26 protein-coding genes, 3 pseudogenes and 2 other annotated features are annotated in these 26,716 nt (G+C 40.3%); all 29 genes and pseudogenes read left to right on the top strand.

From position 1 onward, the window contains the following. The first annotated feature begins 142 nt into the window (after positions 1–142). The 29 genes and pseudogenes from JCM10596_RS31475 to rpoB all read left to right on the top strand — a co-directional run bounded on the left by JCM10596_RS31475 (position 143) and on the right by rpoB (position 26,695). Positions 143–616: an MgtC/SapB family protein gene (locus JCM10596_RS31475; RefSeq protein ID WP_369345662.1), complete on the top strand. Its 474-nt coding sequence runs from the start codon at positions 143–145 to the stop codon at positions 614–616. Then, the gene (locus JCM10596_RS31470) at positions 522–869 is read left to right on the top strand and encodes an ACT domain-containing protein (protein WP_369345661.1); all 348 of its coding nucleotides are present in this window, start codon (positions 522–524) and stop codon (positions 867–869) included. The genes JCM10596_RS31475 and JCM10596_RS31470 overlap by 95 nt, the downstream gene beginning before the upstream one ends. 163 nt (positions 870–1,032) lie before the next feature. Beyond that, the gene (locus JCM10596_RS16785) at positions 1,033–1,494 is read left to right on the top strand and encodes a CtsR family transcriptional regulator (RefSeq protein WP_025028135.1); all 462 of its coding nucleotides are present in this window, start codon (positions 1,033–1,035) and stop codon (positions 1,492–1,494) included. Positions 1,495–1,506: 12 nt separating this feature from the next. Next, complete coding sequence (gene mcsA / locus JCM10596_RS16780) at positions 1,507–2,019, top strand: protein-arginine kinase activator protein McsA (protein ID WP_025028134.1); 513 nt, start codon at positions 1,507–1,509, stop codon at positions 2,017–2,019. 14 nt (positions 2,020–2,033) lie between these two features. Further along, entirely contained in the window at positions 2,034–3,101 is a 1,068-nt protein-coding gene (gene mcsB / locus JCM10596_RS16775) for a protein-arginine kinase McsB (RefSeq protein ID WP_025028133.1), read from the top strand. 20 nt (positions 3,102–3,121) lie between these two features. Beyond that, on the top strand, positions 3,122–5,563 hold the full coding sequence (gene clpC, locus JCM10596_RS16770) for an ATP-dependent protease ATP-binding subunit ClpC (RefSeq protein WP_025028132.1): 2,442 nt from the start codon (positions 3,122–3,124) through the stop codon (positions 5,561–5,563). Positions 5,564–5,671: 108 nt separating this feature from the next. Next, a pseudogene (gene radA / locus JCM10596_RS26075) lies at positions 5,672–7,047 on the top strand (DNA repair protein RadA). After that, the gene (gene disA / locus JCM10596_RS16760; protein ID WP_025028131.1) at positions 7,047–8,120 is read left to right on the top strand and encodes a DNA integrity scanning diadenylate cyclase DisA; all 1,074 of its coding nucleotides are present in this window, start codon (positions 7,047–7,049) and stop codon (positions 8,118–8,120) included. The pseudogene radA and the gene disA overlap by 1 nt, the downstream one beginning before the upstream one ends. 63 nt (positions 8,121–8,183) lie before the next feature. Next, positions 8,184–8,918 (top strand): CDP-diacylglycerol--serine O-phosphatidyltransferase, encoded by a 735-nt coding sequence (pssA, locus tag JCM10596_RS16755; protein WP_025028130.1) that lies wholly within the window; start codon positions 8,184–8,186, stop codon positions 8,916–8,918. A 119-nt stretch (positions 8,919–9,037) separates the two neighbouring features. After that, positions 9,038–9,535, top strand: a complete 498-nt coding sequence (locus JCM10596_RS16750; RefSeq protein ID WP_234410540.1) for a CarD family transcriptional regulator — start codon at positions 9,038–9,040, stop codon at positions 9,533–9,535. 69 nt (positions 9,536–9,604) lie between these two features. Beyond that, entirely contained in the window at positions 9,605–10,696 is a 1,092-nt protein-coding gene (locus JCM10596_RS16745; protein ID WP_025028128.1) for a PIN/TRAM domain-containing protein, read from the top strand. Between the two features lie 97 nt (positions 10,697–10,793). After that, complete coding sequence (gene ispD / locus JCM10596_RS16740; protein ID WP_025028127.1) at positions 10,794–11,501, top strand: 2-C-methyl-D-erythritol 4-phosphate cytidylyltransferase; 708 nt, start codon at positions 10,794–10,796, stop codon at positions 11,499–11,501. Next, positions 11,491–11,973 (top strand): 2-C-methyl-D-erythritol 2,4-cyclodiphosphate synthase, encoded by a 483-nt coding sequence (gene ispF, locus JCM10596_RS16735; protein WP_025028126.1) that lies wholly within the window; start codon positions 11,491–11,493, stop codon positions 11,971–11,973. The genes ispD and ispF overlap by 11 nt, the downstream gene beginning before the upstream one ends. Positions 11,974–12,039: 66 nt before the next feature. Then, positions 12,040–13,518, top strand: coding sequence for a glutamate--tRNA ligase (gene gltX, locus JCM10596_RS16730; RefSeq protein ID WP_025028125.1), 1,479 nt, complete (start codon positions 12,040–12,042; stop codon positions 13,516–13,518). 69 nt (positions 13,519–13,587) lie between these two features. Then, positions 13,588–13,829, top strand: a binding site (T-box leader). Positions 13,830–13,862: 33 nt separating this feature from the next. Beyond that, positions 13,863–14,555 carry a serine O-acetyltransferase EpsC gene (gene epsC, locus JCM10596_RS16725; RefSeq protein ID WP_267879709.1) on the top strand — a complete coding sequence of 231 codons (693 nt, stop codon included), beginning with the start codon at positions 13,863–13,865 and terminating at the stop codon, positions 14,553–14,555. Continuing rightward, positions 14,536–15,932: pseudogene (cysS, locus tag JCM10596_RS26070) on the top strand (cysteine--tRNA ligase). Before epsC ends, cysS begins: the two are co-directional and overlap by 20 nt. A gap of 8 nt (positions 15,933–15,940) precedes the next feature. Then, positions 15,941–16,363, top strand: coding sequence for a Mini-ribonuclease 3 (locus JCM10596_RS16715; protein WP_025028123.1), 423 nt, complete (start codon positions 15,941–15,943; stop codon positions 16,361–16,363). Then, positions 16,360–17,102, top strand: a pseudogene (gene rlmB / locus JCM10596_RS26065) (23S rRNA (guanosine(2251)-2'-O)-methyltransferase RlmB). The gene JCM10596_RS16715 and the pseudogene rlmB overlap by 4 nt, the downstream one beginning before the upstream one ends. A gap of 11 nt (positions 17,103–17,113) precedes the next feature. Further along, positions 17,114–17,623 carry an NYN domain-containing protein gene (locus JCM10596_RS16705; protein WP_025028122.1) on the top strand — a complete coding sequence of 170 codons (510 nt, stop codon included), beginning with the start codon at positions 17,114–17,116 and terminating at the stop codon, positions 17,621–17,623. A gap of 96 nt (positions 17,624–17,719) precedes the next feature. Then, the gene (gene sigH / locus JCM10596_RS16700; RefSeq protein ID WP_034681579.1) at positions 17,720–18,352 is read left to right on the top strand and encodes an RNA polymerase sporulation sigma factor SigH; all 633 of its coding nucleotides are present in this window, start codon (positions 17,720–17,722) and stop codon (positions 18,350–18,352) included. A gap of 275 nt (positions 18,353–18,627) precedes the next feature. After that, complete coding sequence (rpmG, locus tag JCM10596_RS28865) at positions 18,628–18,777, top strand: 50S ribosomal protein L33 (RefSeq protein WP_081792083.1); 150 nt, start codon at positions 18,628–18,630, stop codon at positions 18,775–18,777. Between the two features lie 65 nt (positions 18,778–18,842). Then, complete coding sequence (secE, locus tag JCM10596_RS16695; RefSeq protein ID WP_025028120.1) at positions 18,843–19,058, top strand: preprotein translocase subunit SecE; 216 nt, start codon at positions 18,843–18,845, stop codon at positions 19,056–19,058. Positions 19,059–19,094: 36 nt separating this feature from the next. After that, a complete protein-coding gene (gene nusG / locus JCM10596_RS16690; protein WP_025028119.1) occupies positions 19,095–19,628 on the top strand; it encodes a transcription termination/antitermination protein NusG in 534 nt (177 codons plus the stop codon). A gap of 194 nt (positions 19,629–19,822) precedes the next feature. Further along, entirely contained in the window at positions 19,823–20,248 is a 426-nt protein-coding gene (gene rplK, locus JCM10596_RS16685; protein ID WP_025028118.1) for a 50S ribosomal protein L11, read from the top strand. Positions 20,249–20,335: 87 nt separating this feature from the next. Then, positions 20,336–21,037: a 50S ribosomal protein L1 gene (rplA, locus tag JCM10596_RS16680; RefSeq protein ID WP_025028117.1), complete on the top strand. Its 702-nt coding sequence runs from the start codon at positions 20,336–20,338 to the stop codon at positions 21,035–21,037. Between the two features lie 48 nt (positions 21,038–21,085). Further along, positions 21,086–21,234: a sequence feature (ribosomal protein L10 leader region), on the top strand. A 42-nt stretch (positions 21,235–21,276) separates the two neighbouring features. Next, positions 21,277–21,768 carry a 50S ribosomal protein L10 gene (gene rplJ / locus JCM10596_RS16675; RefSeq protein WP_025028116.1) on the top strand — a complete coding sequence of 164 codons (492 nt, stop codon included), beginning with the start codon at positions 21,277–21,279 and terminating at the stop codon, positions 21,766–21,768. Positions 21,769–21,801: 33 nt separating this feature from the next. Beyond that, the gene (gene rplL / locus JCM10596_RS16670; RefSeq protein ID WP_025028115.1) at positions 21,802–22,164 is read left to right on the top strand and encodes a 50S ribosomal protein L7/L12; all 363 of its coding nucleotides are present in this window, start codon (positions 21,802–21,804) and stop codon (positions 22,162–22,164) included. A gap of 127 nt (positions 22,165–22,291) precedes the next feature. Further along, complete coding sequence (locus JCM10596_RS16665; RefSeq protein ID WP_025028114.1) at positions 22,292–22,894, top strand: class I SAM-dependent methyltransferase; 603 nt, start codon at positions 22,292–22,294, stop codon at positions 22,892–22,894. Positions 22,895–23,146: 252 nt separating this feature from the next. Continuing rightward, positions 23,147–26,695 (top strand): DNA-directed RNA polymerase subunit beta, encoded by a 3,549-nt coding sequence (gene rpoB, locus JCM10596_RS16660; protein WP_025028113.1) that lies wholly within the window; start codon positions 23,147–23,149, stop codon positions 26,693–26,695. Positions 26,696–26,716: the final 21 nt, after the last annotated feature.

Here is a 26,716-nt window from a genome sequence, read left to right as displayed (position 1 = left end):
AATAGAAAAAGACACCTTATTAATAAGGGTGTCTTTTTTGTGCATCTTGTTTCTAACAGGTTTAAAAAAAATAAAACTATGGTATATTTAATCTTAATCATTTTCATATATATAAGTATAAGAAAAGAAGGGGCGGATAGAAATGGACTATTTAATCTCTATATGGCAAATGTTTACGTCTTCAAATTATGATGAGATCACTATTCGCCTCATTTTGGCAACTATATTAGGTGGCATTGTTGGGATTGAGCGAGAACAAAATAATCATCCTGCGGGCTTTCGGACTCATATTTTAGTGTGTGTTGGCTCAGCTTTAATTATGCTCATTTCTATGTATGGATTTGAAGAGTTTTTTAATGAACATCAAAACTTTGTCGTATCGGATCCTGCCAGATTGGCAGCACAGGTTGTGAGTGGAATAGGTTTTCTTGGGGCTGGAACAAGTATTGGTTCACGGAGGCACTGTACGGGGGTTGACGACGGCGGCTTCGCTTTGGGTTGTAGCAGGAATAGGCCTAGCATTGGGTGCTGGTTTTTATTATGGAGCGATTTTAGCTACGGTATTAGTTCTGTTGAGTTTGGTTTTTTTAATGAGATTAGAGGAGCTCCTGATTAAGAAAAGTCATTTACATTTAATTTATTTAAAAGTAGAAGATACTCCTGGAAAGTTAGGAGCGATTGCTACATTATTAGGGAAGAAAAACATCAGCATAAGAAAAATAGCCATTGAAGACCGTAAAGAGAGTGAAGAAGGATATATGTATCTGTCTATTGGTATCCGTATTCCCTATGCTATTTCTATAGCGGTTATTGTGGATGAATTAAAGACGATTCGTGGTGTGAAGGAAGTGACCATATCGAAGTCATGAGCGATCATATATAGGGTCGCTTTTTTTTATAGGTATATTAAACTCTTAACGACTACAGAATATATAATAGCTCACTTGCAAAATAAAAAAAAAGTCAGTATAATTTAGGTAACGTCAAAGATAGTCAAAGTCAAAAAAGATTGTATATGTTTGGAGGTTGATGATGAGAAATATATCTGATGTAATTGAAAATCACCTCAAACTAATTTTAGAACAGAGTAAGAGTGGATTTATCGTGATTCAACGTAGTGAACTAGCTGATAAATTCCAATGTGTGCCTTCTCAAATCAATTATGTTATTAACACTCGTTTTACAGTTGAAAAAGGGTATGTTGTGGAAAGCAAGCGAGGTGGAGGCGGATTTATTCGCATACAAAAAGTTCAATTAATTAAAAATCAAGAATTCATGCAAATGGTTCTAGATATGATTGAGGATGAGATACCTCAAGCAACCTCAGAGGATATTATTGATCGATTATTGGAGGTTGGGATTGTGACAGAACGGGAAGCTAGAATTATGAAGTCCGTTATTCACAGAAATATCTTATCATTTCAAATTCAAATCCGAGATCAACTTCGTTCGAAACTTTTAAAAGCAATGATAATTTCTCTTATGTATAAATAGGAGGGGAGAAACATGATCTGTCAGGAATGTGGTCAACGACAAGCTACTTTGCATTTTACCAAAATAATCAATGGAGAAAAAACAGAATTTCATATCTGTGAAGTATGTGCTAAAGAAAAAGGAGAAGCTGTTCCAGGAGTCGATAACACGTTTTCTATTCATAACCTCTTATCAGGTCTATTAAATTTCGATTCACCAGGTTTTAGCCAAAAAACCACACAACCGTTACGTTGTAATAGCTGTGGGCTAACCTACTCTCAGTTCTCAAGAAGTGGACGATTTGGTTGTTCAACATGCTACGAAACCTTTGGAGAAAGATTAGAACCCATTTTTCGCCGAGTTCACAGTGGCAATGTAGCTCATTATGGGAAAATACCTCGAAGATCAGGGAGTGTCATACAGATGAGACGCGAACTGGATCATTTGAAAAAAAAGCTACAAACCTCTATAGTCAATGAAGAATTTGAACTAGCGGCACAGTTACGAGATGAGATTAGGCAATTAGAGTCTAAATTAAATAAGTAAGAGGGTGATGGGACATGTCACTTGAAAAGTTTATTAAAAATGCATTAAGCGACTGGATGAGAGGAGATGGGCCTGAATCGGATATTGTTATTAGTAGCCGTATTCGATTGGCCCGCAACCTAAATTCGATTCCCTTTCCACTGATTGCTACAGAGGAACAGCTAGAACAGGTCACAGAATCAGTGGGAGGAATCACAAATCAGAGTGAACCTCAAAAAGAGCTGGGATCTCTAACACTGCTTACAATGAGTCAACTGAAAGCTTTAGAAAAAAGAGTCCTAGTGGAAAAACATCTGATTAGTCCAAATTTAGCTGACGAGTCAAAGGCTGGTGCCGTGATATTAAGCGAAAATGAATCCGTGAGTATTATGTTAAACGAAGAAGATCACATCCGTATTCAATGCTTATTTCCTGGTTTTCAGCTTGAGGGTGCTTGGAATCAAGCAAATAGCTTAGATGATTGGTTTGAATCTCATCTTGATTTTGCCTTTGATGAGAAGTATGGTTTTTTGACGAGTTGCCCAACGAATGTAGGGACAGGATTACGAGCTTCTGTCATGATGCATTTGCCTGCCCTAGTTATGGGACAGCATATGAATCGCATCCTGCCTGCTATTAATCAGTTAGGACTTGTTGTTCGTGGGATTTATGGTGAAGGCAGTGATGCTTTAGGTAATATATTTCAGATTTCAAATCAAATTACCTTAGGACGTTCAGAAACAGAAATTATAGAAGATCTAGCCAATGTTACAAAACAATTAATAGAGCAGGAGCGTCAAGCAAGAAAATCCATCCTAGAAAGCTCGAGATTAAGACTAGAAGATCGTATTTACCGTTCATACGGTATCCTATCCAATGCTCGCGTTATAGAGTCAAAGGAGGCAACTCAGAGGCTATCTGATGTTCGTCTGGGTATCGATTTAGGCTTAATCAAAGGGACATCATCGACCATTTTAAATGAACTTATTGTTCTTACTCAACCAGGATTTTTACAACAATATGCAGGGGAGACACTTTCTCCGGAACAACGAGATGAGCGCAGAGCTAAATTAATTAGAGAAAGATTATTGCTTAGTGAATAAGTAAAATTGGAGGGATTTATATGATGTTTGGACGTTTTACAGAGAGAGCACAGAAGGTATTAGCATTAGCTCAAGAAGAAGCCATCCGCTTAGGGCATAATAATATTGGAACGGAACACATCCTTCTGGGACTGATTCGAGAAGGAGAAGGAATAGCAGCTAAGGCGCTACAAGCATTGAATTTAGATATGGATAAAATCCAAAAAGAAGTCGAAACCTTGATTGGCAAAGGATCTGAAGGCAGTCAAAACATCCATTATACTCCGAGAGCCAAGAAAGTGATTGAGCTTTCTATGGATGAGGCGAGAAAACTGGGTCATACGTATGTTGGGACAGAGCATATTTTGCTTGGGTTGATTCGTGAAGGTGAAGGAGTTGCCGCACGTGTATTAAATAATTTAGGCGTGAGCTTAAATAAAGCAAGGCAGCAGGTACTGCAATTGTTAGGGTCAAATGAAACAACAGCAGCCAACGCTCAAGGAGGTCAGAATGCCAATGCTAATACCCCTACTTTAGATAGCTTGGCACGTGATCTTACCGCCGTTGCTAGAGAAGAAGCATTAGACCCTGTTATCGGAAGAAGCAAGGAGATTGAGCGTGTGATTCAAGTATTGAGTCGCCGGACAAAAAATAACCCAGTCCTCATTGGAGAGCCTGGAGTAGGAAAAACAGCCATTGCTGAAGGGCTGGCTCAACGCATTGTCAATAATGAAATTCCTGAAACATTACGTGATAAGAGAGTTATGACACTAGATATGGGAACTGTGGTGGCAGGGACCAAGTATCGTGGTGAATTTGAAGATCGTCTAAAGAAAATCATGGATGAAATTCGTCAGGCTGGAAATGTCATTTTATTCATTGACGAGCTGCATACCTTAATAGGAGCAGGAGGGGCAGAAGGAGCTATTGACGCCTCTAATATTTTGAAGCCTTCCTTGGCACGTGGAGAATTACAATGTATCGGAGCCACCACATTAGATGAATACCGTAAATATATCGAGAAGGATGCAGCCTTGGAGCGTCGTTTTCAACCGATTACAGTGGATCAGCCATCGAACGATGAGGCAGTTCAGATCTTAGAGGGTCTAAGAGATCGTTATGAAGCTCATCACCGTGTGAAGATAACAGATGAGGCCATTGAGCAAGCAGTAAAGCTATCTGATCGCTATATTACCGATCGTTTCTTACCAGACAAAGCCATTGACCTGATTGATGAAGCTGCATCCAAAGTACGCTTAAAATCATATACAGCTCCTCCTAATTTAAAAGAAATGGAGCAAAAATTAGAGGGAATCAAGAAAGAAAAGGACGCAGCCGTACAAAGCCAGGAGTTTGAGAAGGCGGCATCCCTACGTGATACGGAGCAAAAGCTTCGTGAAGAGCTGGAGAAAAACAAAAACGAGTGGAAAGAGATTCAAGGACAAACCGATTCCGAAGTGACAGGCGAAGATATTGCTCAAATCGTCGCTAGCTGGACTGGAATCCCAGTGAGTAAGCTGGCAGAAGAAGAAACAGAACGCTTGATCAAAATGGAGGAAATCCTGCATAAGAGAGTGATAGGGCAAGAGGAAGCCGTGAAGGCGATCTCCAGAGCGGTTCGTCGAGCGCGTGCAGGGCTAAAGGATCCAAAACGTCCTATTGGTTCATTTATTTTCCTTGGACCTACAGGGGTAGGGAAAACAGAGCTAGCGAGGGCTGTAGCTGAGAGTTTATTTGGAGATGAGAATGCAACGATCCGAATTGATATGTCAGAATATATGGAGAAGCATTCTACGTCAAGATTAGTTGGCTCCCCTCCTGGTTATGTGGGTTATGAAGAAGGAGGACAATTAACGGAAAAGGTAAGACGTAAGCCTTATTCTGTTGTCTTACTGGATGAGATTGAAAAAGCCCATCCAGATGTCTTTAATATTTTACTTCAGGTGCTCGAAGACGGAAGGCTCACAGACTCCAAGGGCAGAACGGTTGACTTTAGAAATACAGCTATTATCATGACTTCCAATGTGGGAGCGGATATGATTAAGAAAAACTCTACATTAGGCTTCAATGCAGGGAATCAAGAGCAGGATTATCGGAATATGAAGGATAAAGTCATGGGTGAATTAAAGCGTACCTTTAGACCTGAGTTTCTCAATAGGGTGGATGAACTTATTGTGTTCCATTCCCTAGAAGAGCCTCACATCCAAGAAATTGTAGGGCTTATGGCAAAAGAATTAGAAAAACGCTTGAAAGAGCAAGAGATTGAAATCACTCTGACAGATGCCGCCCTTCGTCACATTGCCAAAGAAGGCTTTGACCCTCAATATGGAGCCAGACCACTACGTCGAGCCCTCCAACGCCAAGTAGAAGATCGACTATCTGAAGAATTACTCCTTGGCAATATTAAAAAAGGAGATTCGGTGGTCATTGATGAAGTAGATGGAGAATTAAAAGTAACAAAAAAAGAATCCATCAAACAATAAAATAAATACGTATCCTTTAGCATGATAAAAAGAACTGAAGTTGGTCACCTGACTTCGGTTCTTTTATTTAGCCTAGGAAAATGGTACATTTAACATAGGTGATACATAATGGCGAAGAAAAAAACGGTATTTGTATGTCAACATTGTGGATACGAATCACCCAAATGGATGGGAAAATGTCCGGGGTGTGCAGAATGGAATTCCATGGTAGAAGAAAAAATAATTCATGATCAAAAAATAGAACATTCCAGACAGGAGCTCGCACTCAATCTAAGCCGATCCCGATCACTCAGATTGTGTCTAGCGATGAACCTCGTATTTCGACTTCGATGGAAGAAGTGAATCGGGTTTTAGGGGGCGGGATCGTCCCAGGCTCTTTAGTATTGGTAGGAGGAGATCCAGGGATAGGAAAATCGACACTGCTGCTCCAAATCTCCGGGATATTGAGTAAACAAACTCATAAAGTTTTGTATGTATCGGGAGAAGAGTCGATCCGTCAAACCAAAATGAGAGCGGATCGTTTGGGAATTGATTCTGATGAGCTATATATTTTAGCGGAAACAGATGTTCATGTAATAGCGGAGCAGATGGAGCAAGTACAGCCTAAGGTCGTCATTATTGATTCCATCCAGACAGTATCGCAAGAGGATATCACCTCAGCCCCTGGTAGTGTCGCACAGGTGAGAGAGTGTACCGCTACGTTTATGAAAATAGCGAAAACAAAAGGGGTAGCTATTTTTATCGTGGGTCATGTGACGAAGGAAGGTACGATTGCTGGACCACGTTTATTGGAGCATATGGTGGATGCTGTTTTATATTTTGAAGGAGAGCGTCATCATACCTATCGTATCCTTAGGTCTGTCAAAAATCGTTTTGGATCTACGAATGAAATAGGGATATTTGAAATGAAAGAATTTGGTTTGGATGAGGTTTCTAACCCATCTGAAATGTTTCTAGAAGAAAGGGCTCATGGAGCGGCAGGTTCCATTGTTATTTCGAGTATGGAAGGAACTCGCCCTGTCTTAGTCGAATTACAAGCATTAATATCCCCAACTAGCTTTGGCACACCTCGTCGAATGGCTACAGGTGTGGACCATCATCGTGTTTCGCTGATCATGGCTGTTCTAGAGAAAAGAGTGGGATTATTACTACAGAATCAAGATGCCTATGTCAATGTGGCGGGTGGTGTGAAACTGAATGAACCTGCACTAGATCTAGGGATCGCGGTTAGTATTGCCTCTAGTTTCAGAGATAAACCTACAAGCCCATATGATGTGGTCATCGGAGAAATTGGTTTAACGGGAGAAGTTAGGGGAGTGTCTCGAATAGAACAGAGGGTCTTAGAGGCTCACAAGCTTGGGTTTAAAAGAGTCATCGTTCCAATGAAAAATACGACTGGTTGGACAGCTCCTAAAGGAATGAAAGTGATTGGAGTCGAATCTGTTAGTGAGGCGTTAGATGCTGTTTTTGGAGGGAAGGAATAATGTCAGAGATAAAAAAAAGAGATGTCATGAGTTCTGTTTTACGTTTTGTCGCTCCAGGTACAGCGATTCGAGACGGACTTGAAAATGTTCTGAGGGCCAAAACAGGAGGCCTTATTGTATTTGGATATAGTGAGGGAATCATGAATATTGTAGATGGGGGTTTTTCCATAGATAGTGATTTTTCACCAGCTAGCTTATATGAGCTAGCCAAGATGGATGGAGCCATTATTCTCAGTGACGATGGAAAAAGAATTTTATTTGCCAACGCTCAGCTTATTCCTGACTCCTCTATTCCTTCTGGTGAAACAGGAATTCGGCATCGTACAGCGGAACGAGTCGCCAAACAAACGGGCCAACTTGTGGTTTCGATTTCGCAGAGAAGAAATGTCATCACCTTGTACCAAGGACAGTTTCGTTATGCCTTGAAAGACATTGGAGTGATCCTAACAAAAGCAAATCAAGCGATTCAAACCTTAGAGAAGTATAAGTCAGTATTAGATCAAGCAATGACAAACCTAGGGGCTTTGGAATTTGAAGAGCTTGTTACCTTACAGGAAGTATCCATGGTGATTCACCGAATAGAAATGGTGCTAAGAATTAAGGCTGAAATTAATCGCTATATTAATGAGCTTGGATCGGAAGGGCGCTTAATTAGCATGCAATTAGAGGAGCTTGTATCCAATGTGGAGGAAGAAACGTACCTCTTAATCAAAGACTATTGCAAAGACCAGTGCTGTGACCCTGCCAGTGTGCTTGCTGAATTGAAGAAATTATCTGCCGATGAGTTGTTAGAAAATAATACTGTTGTTCGTCTATTAGGGTATAGTGGGACCATCAATATCCAAGAGGAAACCATTTCACCAAGGGGCTATAGAATTTTAAATAAGATTCCAAGGCTACCTTCGATGATTATTGGAAATTTAGTGGAGCAGTTTCAATACTTACCTCAAGTGATGATGGCTACCATAGAGGAGTTAGACGAAGTTGACGGTATTGGAGAAGTGCGTGCAAGAGCGATAAAAGATGGGTTAATGAGAATACAGGAACAGATGTTTATTGATCGCCACATCTAATAGTAACCGACGTTACTGCGAATGATATAGATAGATGTGAGACGGATAGAAGGTGGAGGAGTCATGTTTATTAAAAGTATTCCTAGTATGTTTACTGTTGGAAACTTATTTTTAGGAATTATGGCCATTATATTAGCTGTTCAAGGCGCAGTTGATCAACATTCAACATTTTTAAGTTATGCCGCTATCTTAGTTATCATAGGTATGTTATTAGATGGGTTAGATGGTCGCATGGCACGTATGCTAAATGCAGCAAGTGAGTTTGGTAAAGAGCTGGATTCTTTATCAGATATTGTTACTTTTGGAGTAGCCCCTGCCATTATCATGTATCTTGTTATTTTACAAAGCTATGGAGTTTGGGGTATTATAATAACAGCTTTATTTCCAATATGTGGTGCTTTGCGTTTGGCACGCTTTAGTGTACAAGATAGTGCTCCTGGATTTTTTACGGGACTCCCTATTACAGCAGCGGGAGGAGTATTAGCTACTTTAGCTCTCTATCATGAGGTTTTCGTGGAAATACTTTTACCGATGGGGATGGTGGCTCTATCCTTTCTCATGGTAAGTAACATTCAATATCCAAATTTCAAAAAAGTAGGTGTTCCTAGAGCTGCTTTTTGGATTACACCCTTAGTTGTGGGACTGATAGCTGTCGTAGCCTTTGTCTTCCCTTCAAAATTTCCAATGATTGTTTTTGTCCCGTTAGTCTTGTATGCCTTATATGGGGTGAAGAAAAGTGTCGATGGTTTAGTCAAAAGACGCAGACTTCGCAGACCTAAAAAGTCAAAAATAAAATGAATAATTTAGGAAAAAAGTATTGACGATAGTAATCCTTTTGTGCTAATATTTTAGTTTTAAATTTGACATTGTTTCTAGGTTTGTGGTATCCTGATATTGGATATTTACTTGGGGGTGACATGATGTTCGATATAGGAGATAAAGTGGTTTATCCCATGCATGGTGCAGGTGTCATAGAAGGAATCGAGGAAAAAGAGATTTTAGGACAGAAGAAAAAGTACTTTGTCATGCGAATGCCTATAGGGGACATGAAGGTCATGATTCCTATGGAAAATGTAAATCATATCGGTCTACGTCAAGTAGTGGAGAATGAAGCCATCAATCGAGTGATGGATATCCTGGGTGAGCAAGAACAGGATCTTGCAACAAATTGGAATCAACGTTATCGTGCCAATATGGACAAAATTAAAAGTGGCGATATATACGAAGTAGCAGGAGTCGTTCGCAGTCTGATGATACGTGATCGAGCCAAGGGCTTATCAACAGGCGAACGGAAAATGTTAGATCAAGCAAAACAAATTTTAATCAGTGAGATGGCTCTGGTTCAAAACCTAGAATCAAAAGAAGTCTTCACATTGCTAGATGGGTTGATCAAAGAAAGAGATGCGTCCATGTGACGCCTTTTTTTGACGAAAAAGGTTTTGAATTTGAAAAACGGTCAATAATGATAGGGGAGGTGAATAATCGTGTTAAAAAGAATGATACAGCTTTTCTTTGCTATAGTCGGAGCGGTGATTGGATACCAATATGGTGACAAGGCTGTTTCGCTATTGAATGAAATGATGAATGTTGGCTTGGAGTCTTCTAGATTTACAGGAGATTCATTTGTGTATGCGATTGTTGTAGCTGTTGTAGTTGTTTTATCGACATCTTGGTTAGCCGATTATATGGTCAGTTTGATCAGGTGGGGGGAAGAGCAGATCGTCAAAACCCCAGTTACGGATATTTTGTTTGGAGCAATGGGATTAATAGCAGGTCTTATTATTGCCTTTTTACTAATTTCACCAATTAGCTCTTTTTCTATTGTAGGACAAATTTTATCCGTATTTATTTCCTTTTTTCTCGGATATTTAGGCTTTCAAGTGGGCTTTAAAAAACGCGATGAGATTTTATCATTATTTACATTAGGGCGTCTTGGTAAAGAAAAAAAGAGTGAGTATGTTCAAAATGTGGAACATAAGATTTTAGATACAAGTGTGATTATTGATGGGCGTATTGCTGATATTTGTAAAACAGGTTTCATTGAAGGAACCATGGTGATTCCAGGTTTTGTGTTAGAGGAATTACAGCATATTGCGGACTCATCCGATGTATTGAAACGAAATAGAGGTCGTCGAGGGTTAGATATATTAAATCGAATTCAGAAGGAACTGGCCATTAAGGTTCATATTTACGAAGGAGATTTTGAAGAAATTCAAGAAGTGGATAGTAAGCTAGTGAAGCTAGCGAAAGTCTTAAATGGTAAGGTTGTTACAAATGACTTTAATCTAAATAAAGTGTGCGAATTGCAGGGAGTTCCTGTTCTAAATATAAATGACTTAGCAAATGCAGTGAAACCTGTAGTATTGCCTGGAGAAGAATTGACTGTTCAAGTCATTAAAGACGGTAAGGAGCATGGTCAAGGTGTAGCATATCTTGATGACGGAACCATGATTGTCGTTGAAGGAGGCAGGGAACATATTGGAGCTGAGATTGAAGTGCTCGTAACCAGTGTGTTACAAACTTCGGCAGGTCGAATGATATTTGCCAAACCTAAGCTTCTAGAGAAGGCATTATAATGTTATTATTTGAATGTTACAGCTAGGTATGTATAAAAAAGGAGACTGTTGATGAGAATCAACAGTCTTTCTATTGTAATTCGTAGGGGGAAGAGAGATGCAAATTGATGTTCTGATATGTGCAGCAGGTCAAGGGAAGCGAATGGGTTTAGGGCATAACAAATTGTTTTTAGCTTTAGAAGGAATCCCTGTGCTTGTTCATACCTTGAAAGTATGGGAGAAACATGAGAGGATAAGAAATATAGTCCTTGTTGTGAGTCAGGATGATCAAAAGCAAATAACCGCCATGATAGAAACATTTAAGCTCACCAAGGTGTGTAAACTTGTGATCGGTGGAGCGGAACGGCAGGAGAGTGTTTGCAATGGTTTACTTAGCTACGCACCTGATTCCCAGCCAGATATGGTATTAATTCATGATGGAGCAAGACCCTTTATTCATCCAGAGGAGATTGATCAAGTGATCTTAGCCACAGAGCGAGATCGGGCTGCTCTATTAGCCGCGCCGGTGAAAGATACGATTAAACAAGCAGATAAATCTCTGATCATAGAAAAAACATTAGACAGGTCAAAGCTATGGGCAATCCAAACACCGCAAAGTTTTTTCTATAAGGATATTGTGCAAGCGCACTTGAAAGCCAAAGAAGAAGGTATTCTAGCTACTGATGATGCCGCATTGATTGAACGCTTAGGCTACCCAATTCGGATTGTACAAGGAAGCTATCATAATATCAAACTAACGACTCCAGAGGATATTGATCTGGCGGAGTTTATCTTACAAAAGAGGAGACAGAAGGATGGGATTTAGAATAGGACAAGGCTTTGATGTTCACCAGCTAGTAGAAGGCCGCCCCTTAATTATTGGAGGTGTGACAATTCCTTATGACAAGGGCTTATTGGGACACTCTGATGCGGACGTACTTCTACATACCATTAGTGATGCTATTTTAGGAGCTATAGGGGAAGGAGATATTGGGAAGCATTTTCCTGATACTGATCCAGAATATAAAGATGCTGATTCTTATAAGCTTCTACAGCACGTCTGGAGGTTAGCGGAGCGTAAAGGGTATTCCCTTGGAAATATTGACGCTACCATTATTGCTCAGAAACCTAAGATGGCGCCGTATTTACCAAGCATGATCGAACGAATTGCCAGTGCGCTTGAGGTAGATACGGAAAGAATCAATTTGAAAGCAACGACAACGGAGAAGCTAGGATTTACCGGGCGCGAGGAAGGAATCGCAGCTCAAGCAGTTGTTCTGGTAACACGAGAGGCGTAATCTCTTGACCGATAACATAGAGAACTTTACAATACAATACATAGTAGACAACGGAAGGTGAATATAATGACAAGCCAAATAAGGGTGCGCTATGCTCCAAGCCCGACAGGACATTTACATATTGGGAATGCTCGAACTGCTTTATTTAATTACCTATTTGCCAAAAGCAATAATGGGCAATTTATTATCCGCATTGAAGACACTGATGTGAAGAGAAACATTGCTGGCGGGGAAGAAAATCAATTGACCTATTTGCGCTGGTTAGGAATCGAATGGGACGAAAGCATTGATAAAGACGGGGGCTATGGTCCCTATCGTCAGACGGAACGCTTAGACATTTATAAGAAATATTGGCAAGAGCTATTAGATAAAGGGCTTGCCTACAAATGCTATTGCACAGAGGAAGAGTTGGAAAAGGAAAGAGAAGAACAAATGGCACGGGGAGAGATGCCTCAATACTCTGGGAAGCATCGTCATCTAACAGAAGAAGAGTGCCTTGCTTTTGAAGCCGAGGGACGTATTCCAAGTATTCGAATCAGGGTTCCTGAAAACAAAATATTTTCTTTTGATGATATGGTTAAGGGTCAGGTTTCCTTTGAATCAAATGGTTTTGGTGACTTCGTCATTGTCAAAAAAGACGGCATTCCGACGTATAATTTTGCGGTAGTGGTCGACGATTATTTGATGAAAATTTCTCATGTTTTGCGCGGAGATGACCATATATCTAATACACCTAAACAGCTCATGATTTATGAAGCTTTAGGCTGGGAAGCTCCTATTTTTGGGCATATGACGCTGATCGTCAATGAACAGAAGAAGAAGCTAAGTAAGCGTGATGAGTCGATTATTCAATTTATAGAACAATATGAACAGCTTGGCTATTTACCAGAAGCCTTATTTAACTTTATTGCTTTATTAGGGTGGTCCCCAGAGGGTGAGAATGAGATTTACTCTAAAGAAGAGTTCATCAACATCTTTAAGGCAGAACGTCTCTCTAAGAGCCCAGCTGTATTTGATACGGAGAAGCTTGCTTGGATGAATAATCACTACATCAAAAAAGCTGATACGGAAAGAATAGTGGCTCTAGCTCTGCCTCATTTACAAAAAAAAGGGTTGCTGCCTCAGGAGTTAAGTCCAGAGCAAAGAGAATGGGCTACTCATTTGATTGCGTTACTACAGGAGAAATTAACTTCAGCTTCTGACATTGTCGAGGTTTCCTCTTTATTTTTCCAAGAGGAAGTACAGTTTGACGAAGAGGCTAAGGAAGTTCTCAGAGGAGAGCAGGTCCAAGAAGTCGCTCGTGTGTTCAAAGCTGAGCTCCAACAAATCGAGAGTTTTTCACCCGAAACCATTAGTGCTGCGGTGAAGGCGGTACAAAAAACAACGGGTCAAAAAGGGAAACTTCTGTTTATGCCTATTCGTGTCATGGCAACAGGTCAAATTCATGGTCCAGATCTACCTCAAACCTTATTTTTATTAGGGGCAGATAAATTAATGAAGCGCATTGACCATGTTCTAGAACAGTATCAATCCCTTGTTCAATAACAAGTAGATGGTGCGAAAATTGCTTTGCTTATCCTGTCACAAAAGAGTACAATATGAAATAAATAATATGTAAAAGCATTGAAGAGGATGAGTACCAAGTTATTACTTTGTCCAGAGAGAGCTTCCTCCTGTTCGCAGGTGGGTGTGAGAAGCTTACAAGGGAAATTTGGGAATGCCCCTCTGAGTGCATAGCCGAAATGAAGAAAGTAGGCTTATGCCGGTAAAAGCCGTTATCTTTTAGTAAAGAGGGAAGGGAATGTCTAAAGCACTCCTTCCAAACAGAGTGGAACCGCGGGATAACCGTCTCTGTGCCTATTGGCACGAGGCGGTTTTTTGGTGTTCAGATGAGACAAGAGGAGAGGGATGTTAGAATGTGGGAGGCATTAAAAAGAGATATACAGGTTGTATTTGAGAGAGATCCTGCGGCAAGAAGTGTATTTGAAGTTATTCTCACCTATTCAGGTCTTCATGCAATCTGGTTTCATCGATTGGCTCATGGCTTGTATAAACGAAAATTCTACTTCTTAGCACGCTTTATCTCTCAGGTTAGTCGTTTTATTACAGGGATTGAAATCCATCCTGGTGCTAAAATAGGCAAAGGCTTATTTATTGATCATGGAATGGGTGTGGTGATCGGGGAAACCTGTGAAATAGGGGATAATGTGACCATTTTTCAAGGAGTTACACTTGGTGGAACGGGAAAAGAAAAGGGGAAAAGACATCCAACAGTTGAAGATAATGTTCTTATTGCTTCGGGGGCAAAGGTGTTGGGCTCCTTCACCATAGGGGAAAATTCGAGAATCGGGGCAGGATCGGTGGTCTTACGAGAAGTTCCTCCCAATTCTACCGCTGTGGGGATTCCGGCGAAGGTTGTTATTCAAGATGGACAAAAAATCAGTCATGATATGGATCATGCTAATTTAATTGACCCGATTGCTGAATCGATGCGTAAAATGCAAGAAGAGCTAGAGGAATTGCGTCAGGAGATCAAAGAATTAAAGGAGGGAACGAAGGAGTATGTCAATAAAAATATATAATACTCTTACTCGTGAGAAAGAAGAGTTTATTCCCCTTGAAAAGGGGAAAGTAAAAATGTATGTATGCGGACCGACAGTATATAATCATATTCACATTGGAAATGCAAGACCTGCGATTTTTTTTGATACGGTGCGTAAATACTTAGAGTTTCGAGGTTACGAAGTAAAGTATGTACAAAACTTTACGGATGTGGATGATCGCATTATTCAAGCAGGGGTCGAAATGGGAAAAACGGCTCAGGAAGTATCGGAAATGTTTATTAACTCGTATCACGAAAACGTAGGAAAGCTTGGAGTTCGAGAGGCGGATATCCACCCTCGAGTGACCGAGAACATGACCGAGATTATAGAATTTATTAAACAACTGATTGAAAAAGGCTTGGCGTATGAATCAGGAGGAGATGTTTATTTCCGAACAAGACAATTCTCCGAATATGGTAAGCTATCCCATCAGAAGGTAGATGAACTATTAGAGGGAGTAAGAATCGAAGTAGGGGAGAAGAAAGAATCTCCGTTGGATTTTGCCCTGTGGAAAAGCAGCAAGCCAGGTGAGATATTTTGGGAAAGCCCTTGGGGAGCTGGGCGCCTGGTTGGCACATAGAGTGCTCAGCCATGATCAAAAAATATTTAGGTGATACTATTGATATCCATGGTGGGGGACTTGATCTAAGCTTCCCGCATCACGAGAATGAAATTGCGCAAACAGAAGGTTTAACCGAGAAGCCTTTGGCTAAGTACTGGATGCACAATGCCATGCTTAATATAAACAATCAAAAAATGTCTAAATCGGTGGGGAATTTTGTGCGTATTAACGACGTACTAAGTATTCATGATCCACAAATAGTTCGCTTTTTTATGCTTAGCGGACAATACCGTAGTGTGTTAAATTATAGTGATGAATTATTAGATCAAGCAAAAACGGGATTTGAACGTTTGAAAACGGTATATGCCAGCCTTATTCACCGTGATCAGACTTCCTGTTCGGGGGAAGCAAGTCATGAAGTGACTAAAAGTGTGCAAGAGTGGGAGAAAAAATTTATTGAAACAATGGATGACGATTTTAATACAGCAGCAGCGATCAGTATTCTGTTCGAGCTGGCGCGTGAAATCAACACATATTTGCGTAATGAAGAGGTCATAAAAGGAAATATTAATCTATATACAGAGACTCTTGCCAAACTAGCGAACATTATAGGTTTAAGCTTGAAGGAAGAAAACGACTTGTTAGATGCTGAAATCGATCAACTGATAGAAGAAAGGAATGCGGCTAGAAAATCGAGAGACTTTGCCAAGGCAGATCAGATTCGTGATCTTTTGACAGAGAAAGGGATTTTACTAGAAGATACGCCTCAAGGGGTACGTTGGCGCAGAAAGTGAGGGTTTCAATGATTCATAAGGAAAAACTACCTCAAGCTCCTTATCAATATAATGGGTTAGCATTAGCCTATATGGGGGATGCTGTCTTCGAAATTTATGTTCGGAGGCACCTTCTCTCTAAAGGTGGGACAAAACCGCATCTTCTGCATATAGCCGCAACAAAGTATGTTTCAGCTAAAGCGCAAGCCAAGATATTATATGCCTTGATGGACGAAGACTACTTGCTGGAGCAAGAGCTAGAAATTGTGAAAAGAGGCCGCAATGCCAAAAGCGCTACTGTACCCAAAAATACGGATGTAACGATCTATCGTATGGGGACGGCTTTTGAGAGCCTCATTGGTTTTCTCTATTTGGACGAGCAGACAGAAAGATTAGATGACATTGTACATAAAGGGTTTCAAATCATAGAAGGAAACGAGGGAGATCAATGAATGATGAATGGATTGCAGGGAAGAATCCCATACTAGAAGCGCTGAGAGCCAAGCATCCGATTAATAAGATTTGGGTATCAGAGCAATCCCAGCGAGGTTCCATGAAGGAAGTTCTACAACTTGCCAAAGAAGAGGGGATTATCGTACAATTTGTTCCTAAAAGAAAGCTGGATCAACTGGCGGATGGTGTTTCACATCAAGGTGTCTTAGCTCGATCGCAGCCTATGAATATGCTGATTTAGACAGTTTATTTGAAAGAGCCGCACAAAAAAACGAGGACCCCTTCTTCTTAATTTTAGATGAAATAGAAGACCCTCATAATCTGGGCTCCATTCTACGAACAGCAGATGCCGCAGGAGCTCATGGAGTCATTATTCCAAAGAGACGGGCGGTAGGTTTGACGGCAACGGTGGCTAAAGCATCTGCGGGAGCGGTGCAATATGTTCCTGTAGCCAGAGTCACCAATTTGGCGCAGACCATCGAGGAGCTCAAGGAGCGAGGGGTGTGGATCGCGGGAACAGATGCTAAAGCGAAAGAGGATTATCGTCAAGCGAACTTTCAACTACCCCTTGGTCTTGTGATTGGGAGTGAGGGAAAGGGAATCGGCAGATTGATCTTAGAGAAGTGTGATTTTACAGTGAAATTACCTCTTTTAGGCAATGTCACCTCGCTGAATGCTTCCGTGGCGGCGTCCATTCTCATGTATGAAGTGTATCGTCGAAGAAACCCTTTGCAGTAGGGGGTTAGGTTTTGGAAGAAGTACTCATTGTGGATGGATATAACATTATAGGAGCATCACAAAACCTAAAATTAATTGAAGAGGATGACTTGGAAAAGTCACGAGATTGGCTTGTTGAGAAATTAGCGGAGTACCAAGGTTTTACAGGCACGAAGGTGTATCTTATCTTTGACGCCCATCGGGTTCCTGGAATTGGAAAGAAATATAAAACAAAAAAAATCGATGTGATCTATACAAAAGAAAATGAAACAGCCGATGAATATATTGAGAAGCTTGTCGGGGAATTAAGAAGGGTCCAGCGTAGAATCTATGTCGCAACTTCAGATCATACAGAGCAATGGGTTGTTTTTGGACAAGGGGCGCTTAGAAAATCGGCGAGAGAGCTCATCATCGAGCTTAATAGTTTAGATAAAAACATTAAAAACACATTGAAAGAAAACTACCAGGAAAAGCCAAAAACCAAATTTCCATTGAGTCCTGAGATCTCGGAAATGTTTGAAAAGTGGCGAAGAGGTAAATAAACCCTTTGTTGACGGATTTTTTATACTTCATGTATAATAACCTTACGTAATGAAGTGGGCTAGTTCGGAGGGATGAGGGTGAGTTTAGATTTCCATATGGCACATCGTCAAGATTTAGAAAATTTACCGGATGAAGAAGTTGTAGTATTAGTCAAGGCAGGAGATTTGGAAGCACTTGAATACCTCATTAACAAGTACAAAAACTTTGTTCGAGCGAAAGCAAGGTCCTATTTTTTGATCGGGGCTGACCGTGAGGATATTGTCCAAGAAGGTATGATTGGGCTATATAAATCTATTCGTGATTTTAGAGAGGACAAGTTATCTTCTTTTAAAGCTTTTGCAGAGCTGTGCATCACAAGACAAATTATCACAGCAATCAAGACGGCTACAAGGCAGAAGCACATACCTTTAAACTCCTATGTATCACTGGACAAGCCGATCTATGATGAAGAATCTGACCGTACGCTACTCGATGTGATATGCGGAAATCGGGTCACAGATCCAGAAGAGTTGATCATTAATCAAGAAGAGTTTGATGATATTGAGGATAAAATGGGTGAAATTCTAAGTGAATTAGAACGGCAGGTATTAATGCTCTATCTAGATGGTCGCTCTTATCAGGAGATTGCTGTTGACCTAGATCGACATGTTAAATCCATTGATAACGCTCTGCAACGAGTGAAACGAAAGCTGGAACGGTATCTAGAAGTGCGAGAAATTAGCATTTAAGTATGAAGGTTGTTGAAAAAGAGATGCTCTTATGGGGGAAGAGATCACTTTTTCAACAACCTTTATTCATGGAATCGAAAGGTATTTATTTCTAGCATTGAGGAAATAATAACGAATAAGCTTCCCTTGGTTGCAGGAATTGACAGCTATTTTAATCTATGATAGAGTATGTGAGTAGCCGTGCGATTTTTGCATAGTTTTTTTATTATCTTCTATTTCTAGAGTGAATAACAACGGATGGGGATATAGAATCAACTAAGAGGGGGTGGCCAGATATGAGAGTAAACGTAACACTAGCTTGCACTGAGTGTAAACAACGTAACTATATTACTGAAAAAAATAAGCGTACCAACACTGAGCGTATTGAAATGAAAAAGCATTGTAAATTCTGCAACACTCATACACTACATCGCGAAACAAAATAAACGCTTAAGAGGGTTGTTTGTTTAGGTGAATAAATGGAATTCATGGAATTCGTGGAGGTGGCGTTGTGGGATTCTTATCGAAGATTGGCAATGGCTTTAGAAATTCTGCTAACTTCTTCAAGGATGGTTGGCAAGAGCTAAAAAAGGTGCGTTGGCCCAACCGTAAGGAGTTGACAAGCTATACAATTGTTGTTTTATCAACAGTTATCTTTATAGCAATTTTCTTTACGATCACTGACTGGGGTATCTCAGAGCTATTGCGCATGGTGTTATCGAAATAAGCCTGAGGGGGGAAGGGACAACCTGTCCTATATATGATGGAAAAAAGATGGTATGTTGTTCATACATATTCAGGGTATGAAAACAAAGTGAAAACCAATTTAGAGATGCGCGTTGAATCGATGAAAATGACAGACAAGATTTTCCGTGTCATGGTTCCTCAGGAAGAAGAAACTGAGATCAAAGATGGAAAAAAGAAAACTGTTATGAAAAAGAAATTCCCCGGCTATGTTTTAGTCGAAATGATTATGACCGACGACTCATGGTACGTTGTTCGTAATACGCCTGGGGTTACTGGTTTTATTGGTTCATATGGCGGCGGATCAAAACCAACTCCCCTATTGCCTGAGGAAGTGTCTGTGTTACTGAAGCAAATGGGTGTCGAAGAACCGAAAATCAAGGTTGACTTTACCTTGCATGAAAATGTGAAGGTAAAAGAAGGTCCATTTGCTAACTTTATTGGAACAATTGAAGAAATTCAAGAGGACAAGCAGAAGGTGAAAGTGCGCGTCAATATGTTTGGACGTGAGACTCCGCTAGAGCTTGATTTTGGTAAAGTTGAAAAAGTATAGCAGATGCGTCATGATTGTAAGAAAAAAATAAAAAAAGATTTGAAAGTTATCGTGATTTATGATAACTTTAATATGTTTGAAACCTCACGCAAATGACTGTAGAGGGAAACCTTATTCATAGAGAATAATGGACATTGGATGAGTGGGAGGGTATAAACCCGTCAACCACATCACGGACTAAGGAGGTGTGTCGCGTGGCAAAGAAGGTTATCAAAATCGTGAAACTACAAATTCCAGCTGCTAAAGCAAATCCAGCTCCACCAGTTGGTCCTGCATTAGGTCAAGCCGGTATTAATATCATGGGTTTCTGTAAAGAATTTAATGCGATTACAGCTGATAAAGCAGGTTTAATCATTCCTGTAGAAATTACAGTTTATGAAGATCGTTCATTTACTTTCATCACAAAAACCCCACCAGCAGCAGTATTGTTGAAGAAAGCAGCTGGTATCGAGTCTGGTTCTGGAGAGCCAAACAAGAAAAAGGTTGCTACAGTGAAACGTGATAAAGTACGTCAAATCGCTGAAGAAAAAATGCCTGATCTTAACGCTGCTAACGTAGAGTCAGCAATGCGTATGGTCGAAGGTACTGCTCGTAGTATGGGAATCATTATTGAAGACTAATAATGAACAGGGGTTAGGGTAAGCTTACTCTAACCTTTCATATGTGTGGGAGGATCAACCGTTAAAACCACAAAGGAGGAACTTATAATGGCTAAAAAAGGTAAAAAATATCAAGAAGCTGCGAAACTTGTAAACCGTGAAACAGCTTATGAAGTACAAGATGCAATTGAATTAGTGAAAAAAACAGCTACTGCTAAGTTCGATGAAACTGTAGAGGTAGCAGCTCGTTTAGGAGTAGATCCTAAGAAAGCTGACCAACAAATCCGTGGAGCAGTTGTTTTGCCACACGGTACAGGTAAAACACAAAGAGTTCTTGTATTTGCTAAGGGTGAAAAAGCGAAGGAAGCTGAAGCTGCAGGAGCAGATTATGTAGGAGATGAAGACTTAGTCAACAAAATCAGCAAAGGCTGGTTCGAGTTTGATGTTGTTGTTGCTACTCCTGATATGATGGCTCAAGTTGGTAAACTTGGACGTGTCTTAGGACCAAAAGGTTTAATGCCAAACCCTAAAACAGGAACAGTTACTTTTGAAGTAGGAAAAGCAGTAAAAGAAATCAAAGCAGGTAAGATCGAATATCGTGTTGATAAGCAAGGGAACATCCATGTGCCAATTGGTAAAGTATCATTTGAAAATGATAAACTTGCTGACAACTTCAAAACGATCATTGAAACTCTTATCAAGGTGAAACCAGCTGCGGCGAAAGGTACTTACGTACGTAACGTATCCATCAGCTCTACTATGGGACCTGGGGTAAAAGTAAATGCTGCTAAATTTACTGGTGGAAGATAAGAATTACTTGACTTTTCTATTTGAAAAGTGATAATATTTATCTTGTCGTAAAAATGAATAGTCATACCGTAGACAGAAGGTGCTCTCATGCTTAATATCCTTCCGAGGTTTTTATAATAATCCAAAGCAAGTTTCATTTGTATTGGAAGTTAAAGCCTTTATCTGTCTACACAGATAAAGGCTTTTATTATTTAAGGCCAAGGCAGTCGGTATGTGAGATTTTACTAGGAGGTGTAAATATGAGCGTACGTGAGGAAAAACAACAAACGGTTTCGACGATTGCTACGAAATTACGCGAAAGCAAAAGTACCGTATTAGTAGACTATCGTGGACTAGATGTTGGACAAGTAACTGAATTGCGTAAACAATTACGTGACTCTGGCGTAGAGTTTAAAGTATACAAAAACACTTTAGCTAGACGTGCTACTCAAGAAACAGAAATGACGGATCTAGACCAGTATTTAGTAGGTCCTACAGCGATTGCATTTAGTTCTGAGGATGTCGTTGCTCCTGCCAAAATCTTAGCTGATTTTGCCAAGAAGAACGAAGCACTTGAAATTAAAGCAGGGATCGTTGAAGGTAAAGTAGTGGATGTAACAGAGATCAAAGCTCTTGCAGATCTACCTTCTCGTGAAGGATTGTTATCTATGGTACTTAGCGTGTTACAAGCACCTATCCGTAACTTTGCACTTGCTACAAAAGCTGTTGCTGACCAAAAAGAAGGCAATTAATAATTAAATTACAACTATTAGGAGGAAAATAAAATGTCAAAAGAACAAATCATTGAAGCAATAAAAGAAATGACAGTACTTGAGTTAAATGACTTAGTAAAAGCAATCGAAGAAGAGTTTGGAGTAACTGCTGCAGCACCTGTTGCTGTTGTTGGTGGAGCTGGAGCTGCTGCTGCTGAAGAGCAAACTGAGTTTGATGTAATCTTAACTAGCGCTGGTGCTTCTAAAATCAACGTAATCAAAGTGGTTCGTGAAGTAACTGGATTAGGATTAAAAGAAGCGAAAGCTCTTGTTGACGAAGCTCCAAAGCCTCTTAAAGAGAAAGTTTCTAAAGAAGAAGCTGAAACAATCAAAGCTAAGCTTGAAGAAGCTGGCGCTAACGTAGACGTTAAGTAGTTTTTGATGGATCGAAGAGATTACCCGCTGTGAGAACAGCGGGTTTTCCCATCTTATCATTTCATTTTTTTACTTCAATTCTCTTTGGGTATGATAAAGATGACTGAAGTAAAGGAGTGATGTAACCATGTCAGAGCATTACTATTCTTCCAAGCCTCTAGTAGAGAGTGAGGAACAGAGAATAGAAGTTGAGCTTAGAAAACTAAACATGAAGTTCGACACAGACAGAGGTGTTTTTTCCAAGAGTCAGATTGATTTTGGAAGTCAATTATTGATTGAAACTGTTGATCTTGTAGGAAAACAGAAACTGATCGATGTAGGATGTGGCTATGGACCGATTGGAATTACTTTAGCCCGAGCAGAACCGGGTCTTCAATGTACCCTTCTAGATGTAAATCAACGAGCTCTTGCTTTGGCCGAACGAAATGCTGCCCTAAACGGAGTTCAGAACATCAGGATTATTGAAAGTGATCTCCTCGGTGCAATCAATGAAGTTGATTATGATGTGATTGTTTCTAATCCACCCATTCGAGCAGGTAAAAAAGTGGTTCATGAGTTGTTTGAACAGAGTCATCGTCATCTTCAAAAAAGCGGAGAATTGTGGATTGTGATTCAAAAAAAGCAAGGTCTGGATTCTGCGGTAAAAAAACTGGAAACCTTATTTGACACTGTAGAAGAAGTCGCCAAAAAGAAAGGATATAGGATTATACGAGCGATAAAAGGTTCATAATCTAAAATATTGACTGCTGCTTATATTTGTGTTAATCTTATAAAATGCCAACATAGTTTTTTCATATAGATCAAAGAGTAGCATATTTGTCAAGAGTAATTCTTGGGAGGTAGATGTATAATCTACATAATATATGGAAACTCTACAATAATAGGATGTTTTGTTCAATTTTATTAAAAAAATGTGGTTTATTTGAACCCATTTTTCTTTTTTGCATTTGGATATATTACTCAGGTACGAGGGGTGAAACAGTTGACAGCTCAACTTGTTCAGTATGGACGATACCGCAAAAGAAGAAGTTACGCCAGGATTAAGGAGGTATTAGAACTACCAAACTTAATTGAAATTCAAAAGTCATCTTACCAGTGGTTTCTAGACGAAGGATTGCGTGAAATGTTTCAAGAAATTTCACCAATTCAAGATTTTACGGGGAACTTGGTGCTTGAATTTATTGATTACAGTTTAGGTGAACCTAAATACTCAGTTGAAGAATCCAAAGAAAGAGACGTGACTTTTGCTGCACCACTAAGGGTAAAGGTGCGTTTAATTAACAAGGAAACAGGCGAAGTCAAAGAGCAAGAAGTTTTTATGGGTGATTTCCCGCTTATGACAGACACAGGCACCTTTGTTATTAACGGTGCAGAACGTGTTATCGTGAGTCAGCTTGTTCGCTCACCTAGTGTTTATTATAGTAGGAAAATTGACAAAAATGGTAAGGTAGGCTTTACTGCCACAGTTATTCCAAACCGTGGAGCTTGGTTAGAGCTAGAAACGGATGCAAAGGATGTCATTTACGTTCGAATTGATCGCACACGTAAATTGCCGGTGACCGTTTTGCTTAGAGCCTTAGGATTTGGAACAGATCAAGAAATTATTAATCTTCTAGGAGAAGATTTCTATATTCGCAATACGTTAGAGAAGGACAATACAGATTCAACCGAAAAGGCACTCATTGAGATTTACGAGAGACTACGTCCAGGTGAGCCGCCAACGATTGAAAATGCAAAGAGTCTACTTGAATCAAGGTTTTTTGATCCAAAACGTTATGACCTTGCCAATGTTGGACGCTACAAAATCAACAAGAAGCTACATATCAAAAATCGTCTATTTAACCAGAAGATCGCTGAAACACTTATTGATGCTGAAACCGGTGAGATTGTGGCTGAGGCAGGAGCGCTTATCGACAGACGTTTACTAGATAAGATTCTTCCTTACCTAGAAAATGGGGTAGGCTTTAAAAACGTTCATACAGTTGGTGGAGTCATTGAAGGTGATGTTGAGATTCAGACTATTGATGTATTTTCACCAGTTGAGAATGAAAGTGGAGAAGTTGTTAAGCTTATCGCCAATGGACGCATTGATAAAAAGGTCAAAAATATAACTCCTGCAGATATTATTGCCTCTATTAATTATTTTATTAATTTATTACATGGCATCGGCAGTACAGATGATATCGATCATCTTGGAAACCGTCGTTTAAGATCCGTGGGTGAGTTACTCCAGAACCAGTTCAGAATTGGTTTATCCCGTATGGAACGCGTTGTTCGTGAAAGAATGTCTATTCAAGATGCGAATGCCATTACACCACAGGCGTTGATTAATATTCGACCTGTCATCGCTTCGATCAAAGAGTTTTTTGGAAGCTCGCAATTGTCACAGTTCATGGACCAAACCAACCCGTTGGCTGAGCTAACTCATAAGCGCCGTCTTTCTGCTTTAGGGCCAGGTGGTTTAACACGTGAGCGTGCAGGGTTCGAAGTCCGTGACGTTCACCATTCGCACTATGGTAGAATGTGTCCGATTGAAACGCCTGAGGGACCGAACATTGGTCTGATTAACTCTTTATCTACCTATGCTCGGATTAATGAGTATGGATTTATCGAAACTCCTTATCGTAAGGTAGATCCTGAAACCAATCGAGTCACCTCTCAGATCGACTATTTGACGGCTGATGAAGAAGATAACTATGTCATTGCTCAGGCGAATGCCTTGTTAGATGAAGAAGGAAACTTCATTGATAATGAGATCATTGCTCGTTATAACAAAGCCAAGGATGAAATCGTTACGGTTCCTCGTGACCGAGTGGACTATATGGACGTATCACCGAAGCAGGTTGTATCTGTAGCAACAGCTTGTATTCCGTTCCTTGAGAACGATGACTCTAACCGAGCGCTCATGGGAGCGAACATGCAGCGTCAAGCTGTTCCATTACTGATTCCAAGATCTCCGATTGTAGGAACGGGAATGGAGTACAAAGCAGCGAAGGACTCTGGAGCAGCTGTAGTTGCTAAGCATGCAGGTGTGGTTGAGAGAGTTACAGCCAAGGAGATATGGGTTAGAAGAGTAGAGAACGTTGATGGGAAAGAAGTAAAAGGGAACTTAGATAAATATAGAATGCTGAAGTACCAACGCTCCAATCAAGGGACTTCCTATAACCAAAGACCGATTGTCCGTCATGGTGATGTCATTGAAAAAGGCGAAATCTTAGCAGATGGTCCGTCCATGGAAATAGGAGAAATGGCCCTAGGACAGAATGTATTAGTTGGTTTCATGACTTGGGAAGGCTATAACTTTGAGGATGCGATTATCTTAAGTGAGCGTCTTGTGAAAGACGATGTATATACGTCGATTCATATCGAAGAGTACGAGTCTGAAGCGCGTGACACGAAGCTAGGACCAGAAGAGATTACTCGTGATATTCCGAATGTCGGGGAAGATGCACTACGTAACCTTGATGAGCGAGGAATTATTCGTATCGGAGCCGAGATTAATGATGGCGATATTCTAGTGGGGAAAGTAACGCCGAAAGGGGTTACAGAGTTAACGGCAGAAGAGCGCTTGCTACACGCAATTTTCGGAGAAAAAGCGAGAGAAGTACGCGATACCTCTCTTAGAGTGCCGCATGGTGGATCAGGGATTATTCTTGATGTTAAGGTCTTTACGAGAGCTAATGGAGATGAGCTTCCTCCGGGAGTGAATCAACTCGTTCGTGTCTATATCGCTCAAAAGAGAAAGATTTCAGAAGGGGATAAGATGGCAGGACGCCACGGAAACAAAGGGGTTATTGCCAGAATTATGCCTGAAGAAGATATGCCTCACCTACCAGATGGAACGCCTTTGGATGTCATGTTAAATCCACTGGGAGTACCTTCGCGTATGAACATCGGACAGGTACTTGAATTACATCTTGGGATGGCTGGTTTACGTTTAGGCCAGCACATGGCTTCTCCTGTATTTGATGGAGCGCGTGAAGAAGATATCTGGGAAACATTAAAAGAAGCAGGAATGGACCCAGACGGAAAGACCGTATTATATGACGGTAGAACAGGTGAAAAATTCGATAATCGTGTATCCGTTGGAATCATGTATATGATCAAACTAGCGCACATGGTTGATGATAAGATTCATGCTCGTTCAACTGGACCGTACTCTCTTGTAACACAGCAACCACTAGGAGGAAAAGCTCAGTTCGGTGGACAACGTTTTGGAGAGATGGAGGTATGGGCACTCGAAGCTTATGGTGCTGCTTATACGCTTCAAGAAATTCTGACAGTAAAATCGGATGATGTGGTAGGTCGTGTGAAAACCTACGAGGCAATCGTTAAAGGCGAAAATGTACCAGAGCCTGGCGTGCCTGAATCGTTCAAAGTATTAATTAAAGAACTACAAAGCTTGGGTATGGATGTCAAAATTCTTTCTTTAGATGAAGAAGAAATTGAGATGAAGGAAATCGACGACGAAGAAGAACAATCAAGCGAAAAGCTGAATCTTAACTTAGAACTTGAAGAAGCGAATGAATAAGCTGAATGTGAATATAAATGG

The sequence above is a fragment of the Caldalkalibacillus mannanilyticus JCM 10596 genome (assembly GCF_000615945.1).
GTDB classification, from domain to species: domain Bacteria; phylum Bacillota; class Bacilli; order Caldalkalibacillales; family JCM-10596; genus Bacillus_AT; species Bacillus_AT mannanilyticus.
The sequence above is the reverse complement of the archived record's forward strand: the minus strand, read 5'-3'. Positions and strand labels throughout refer to the sequence as shown.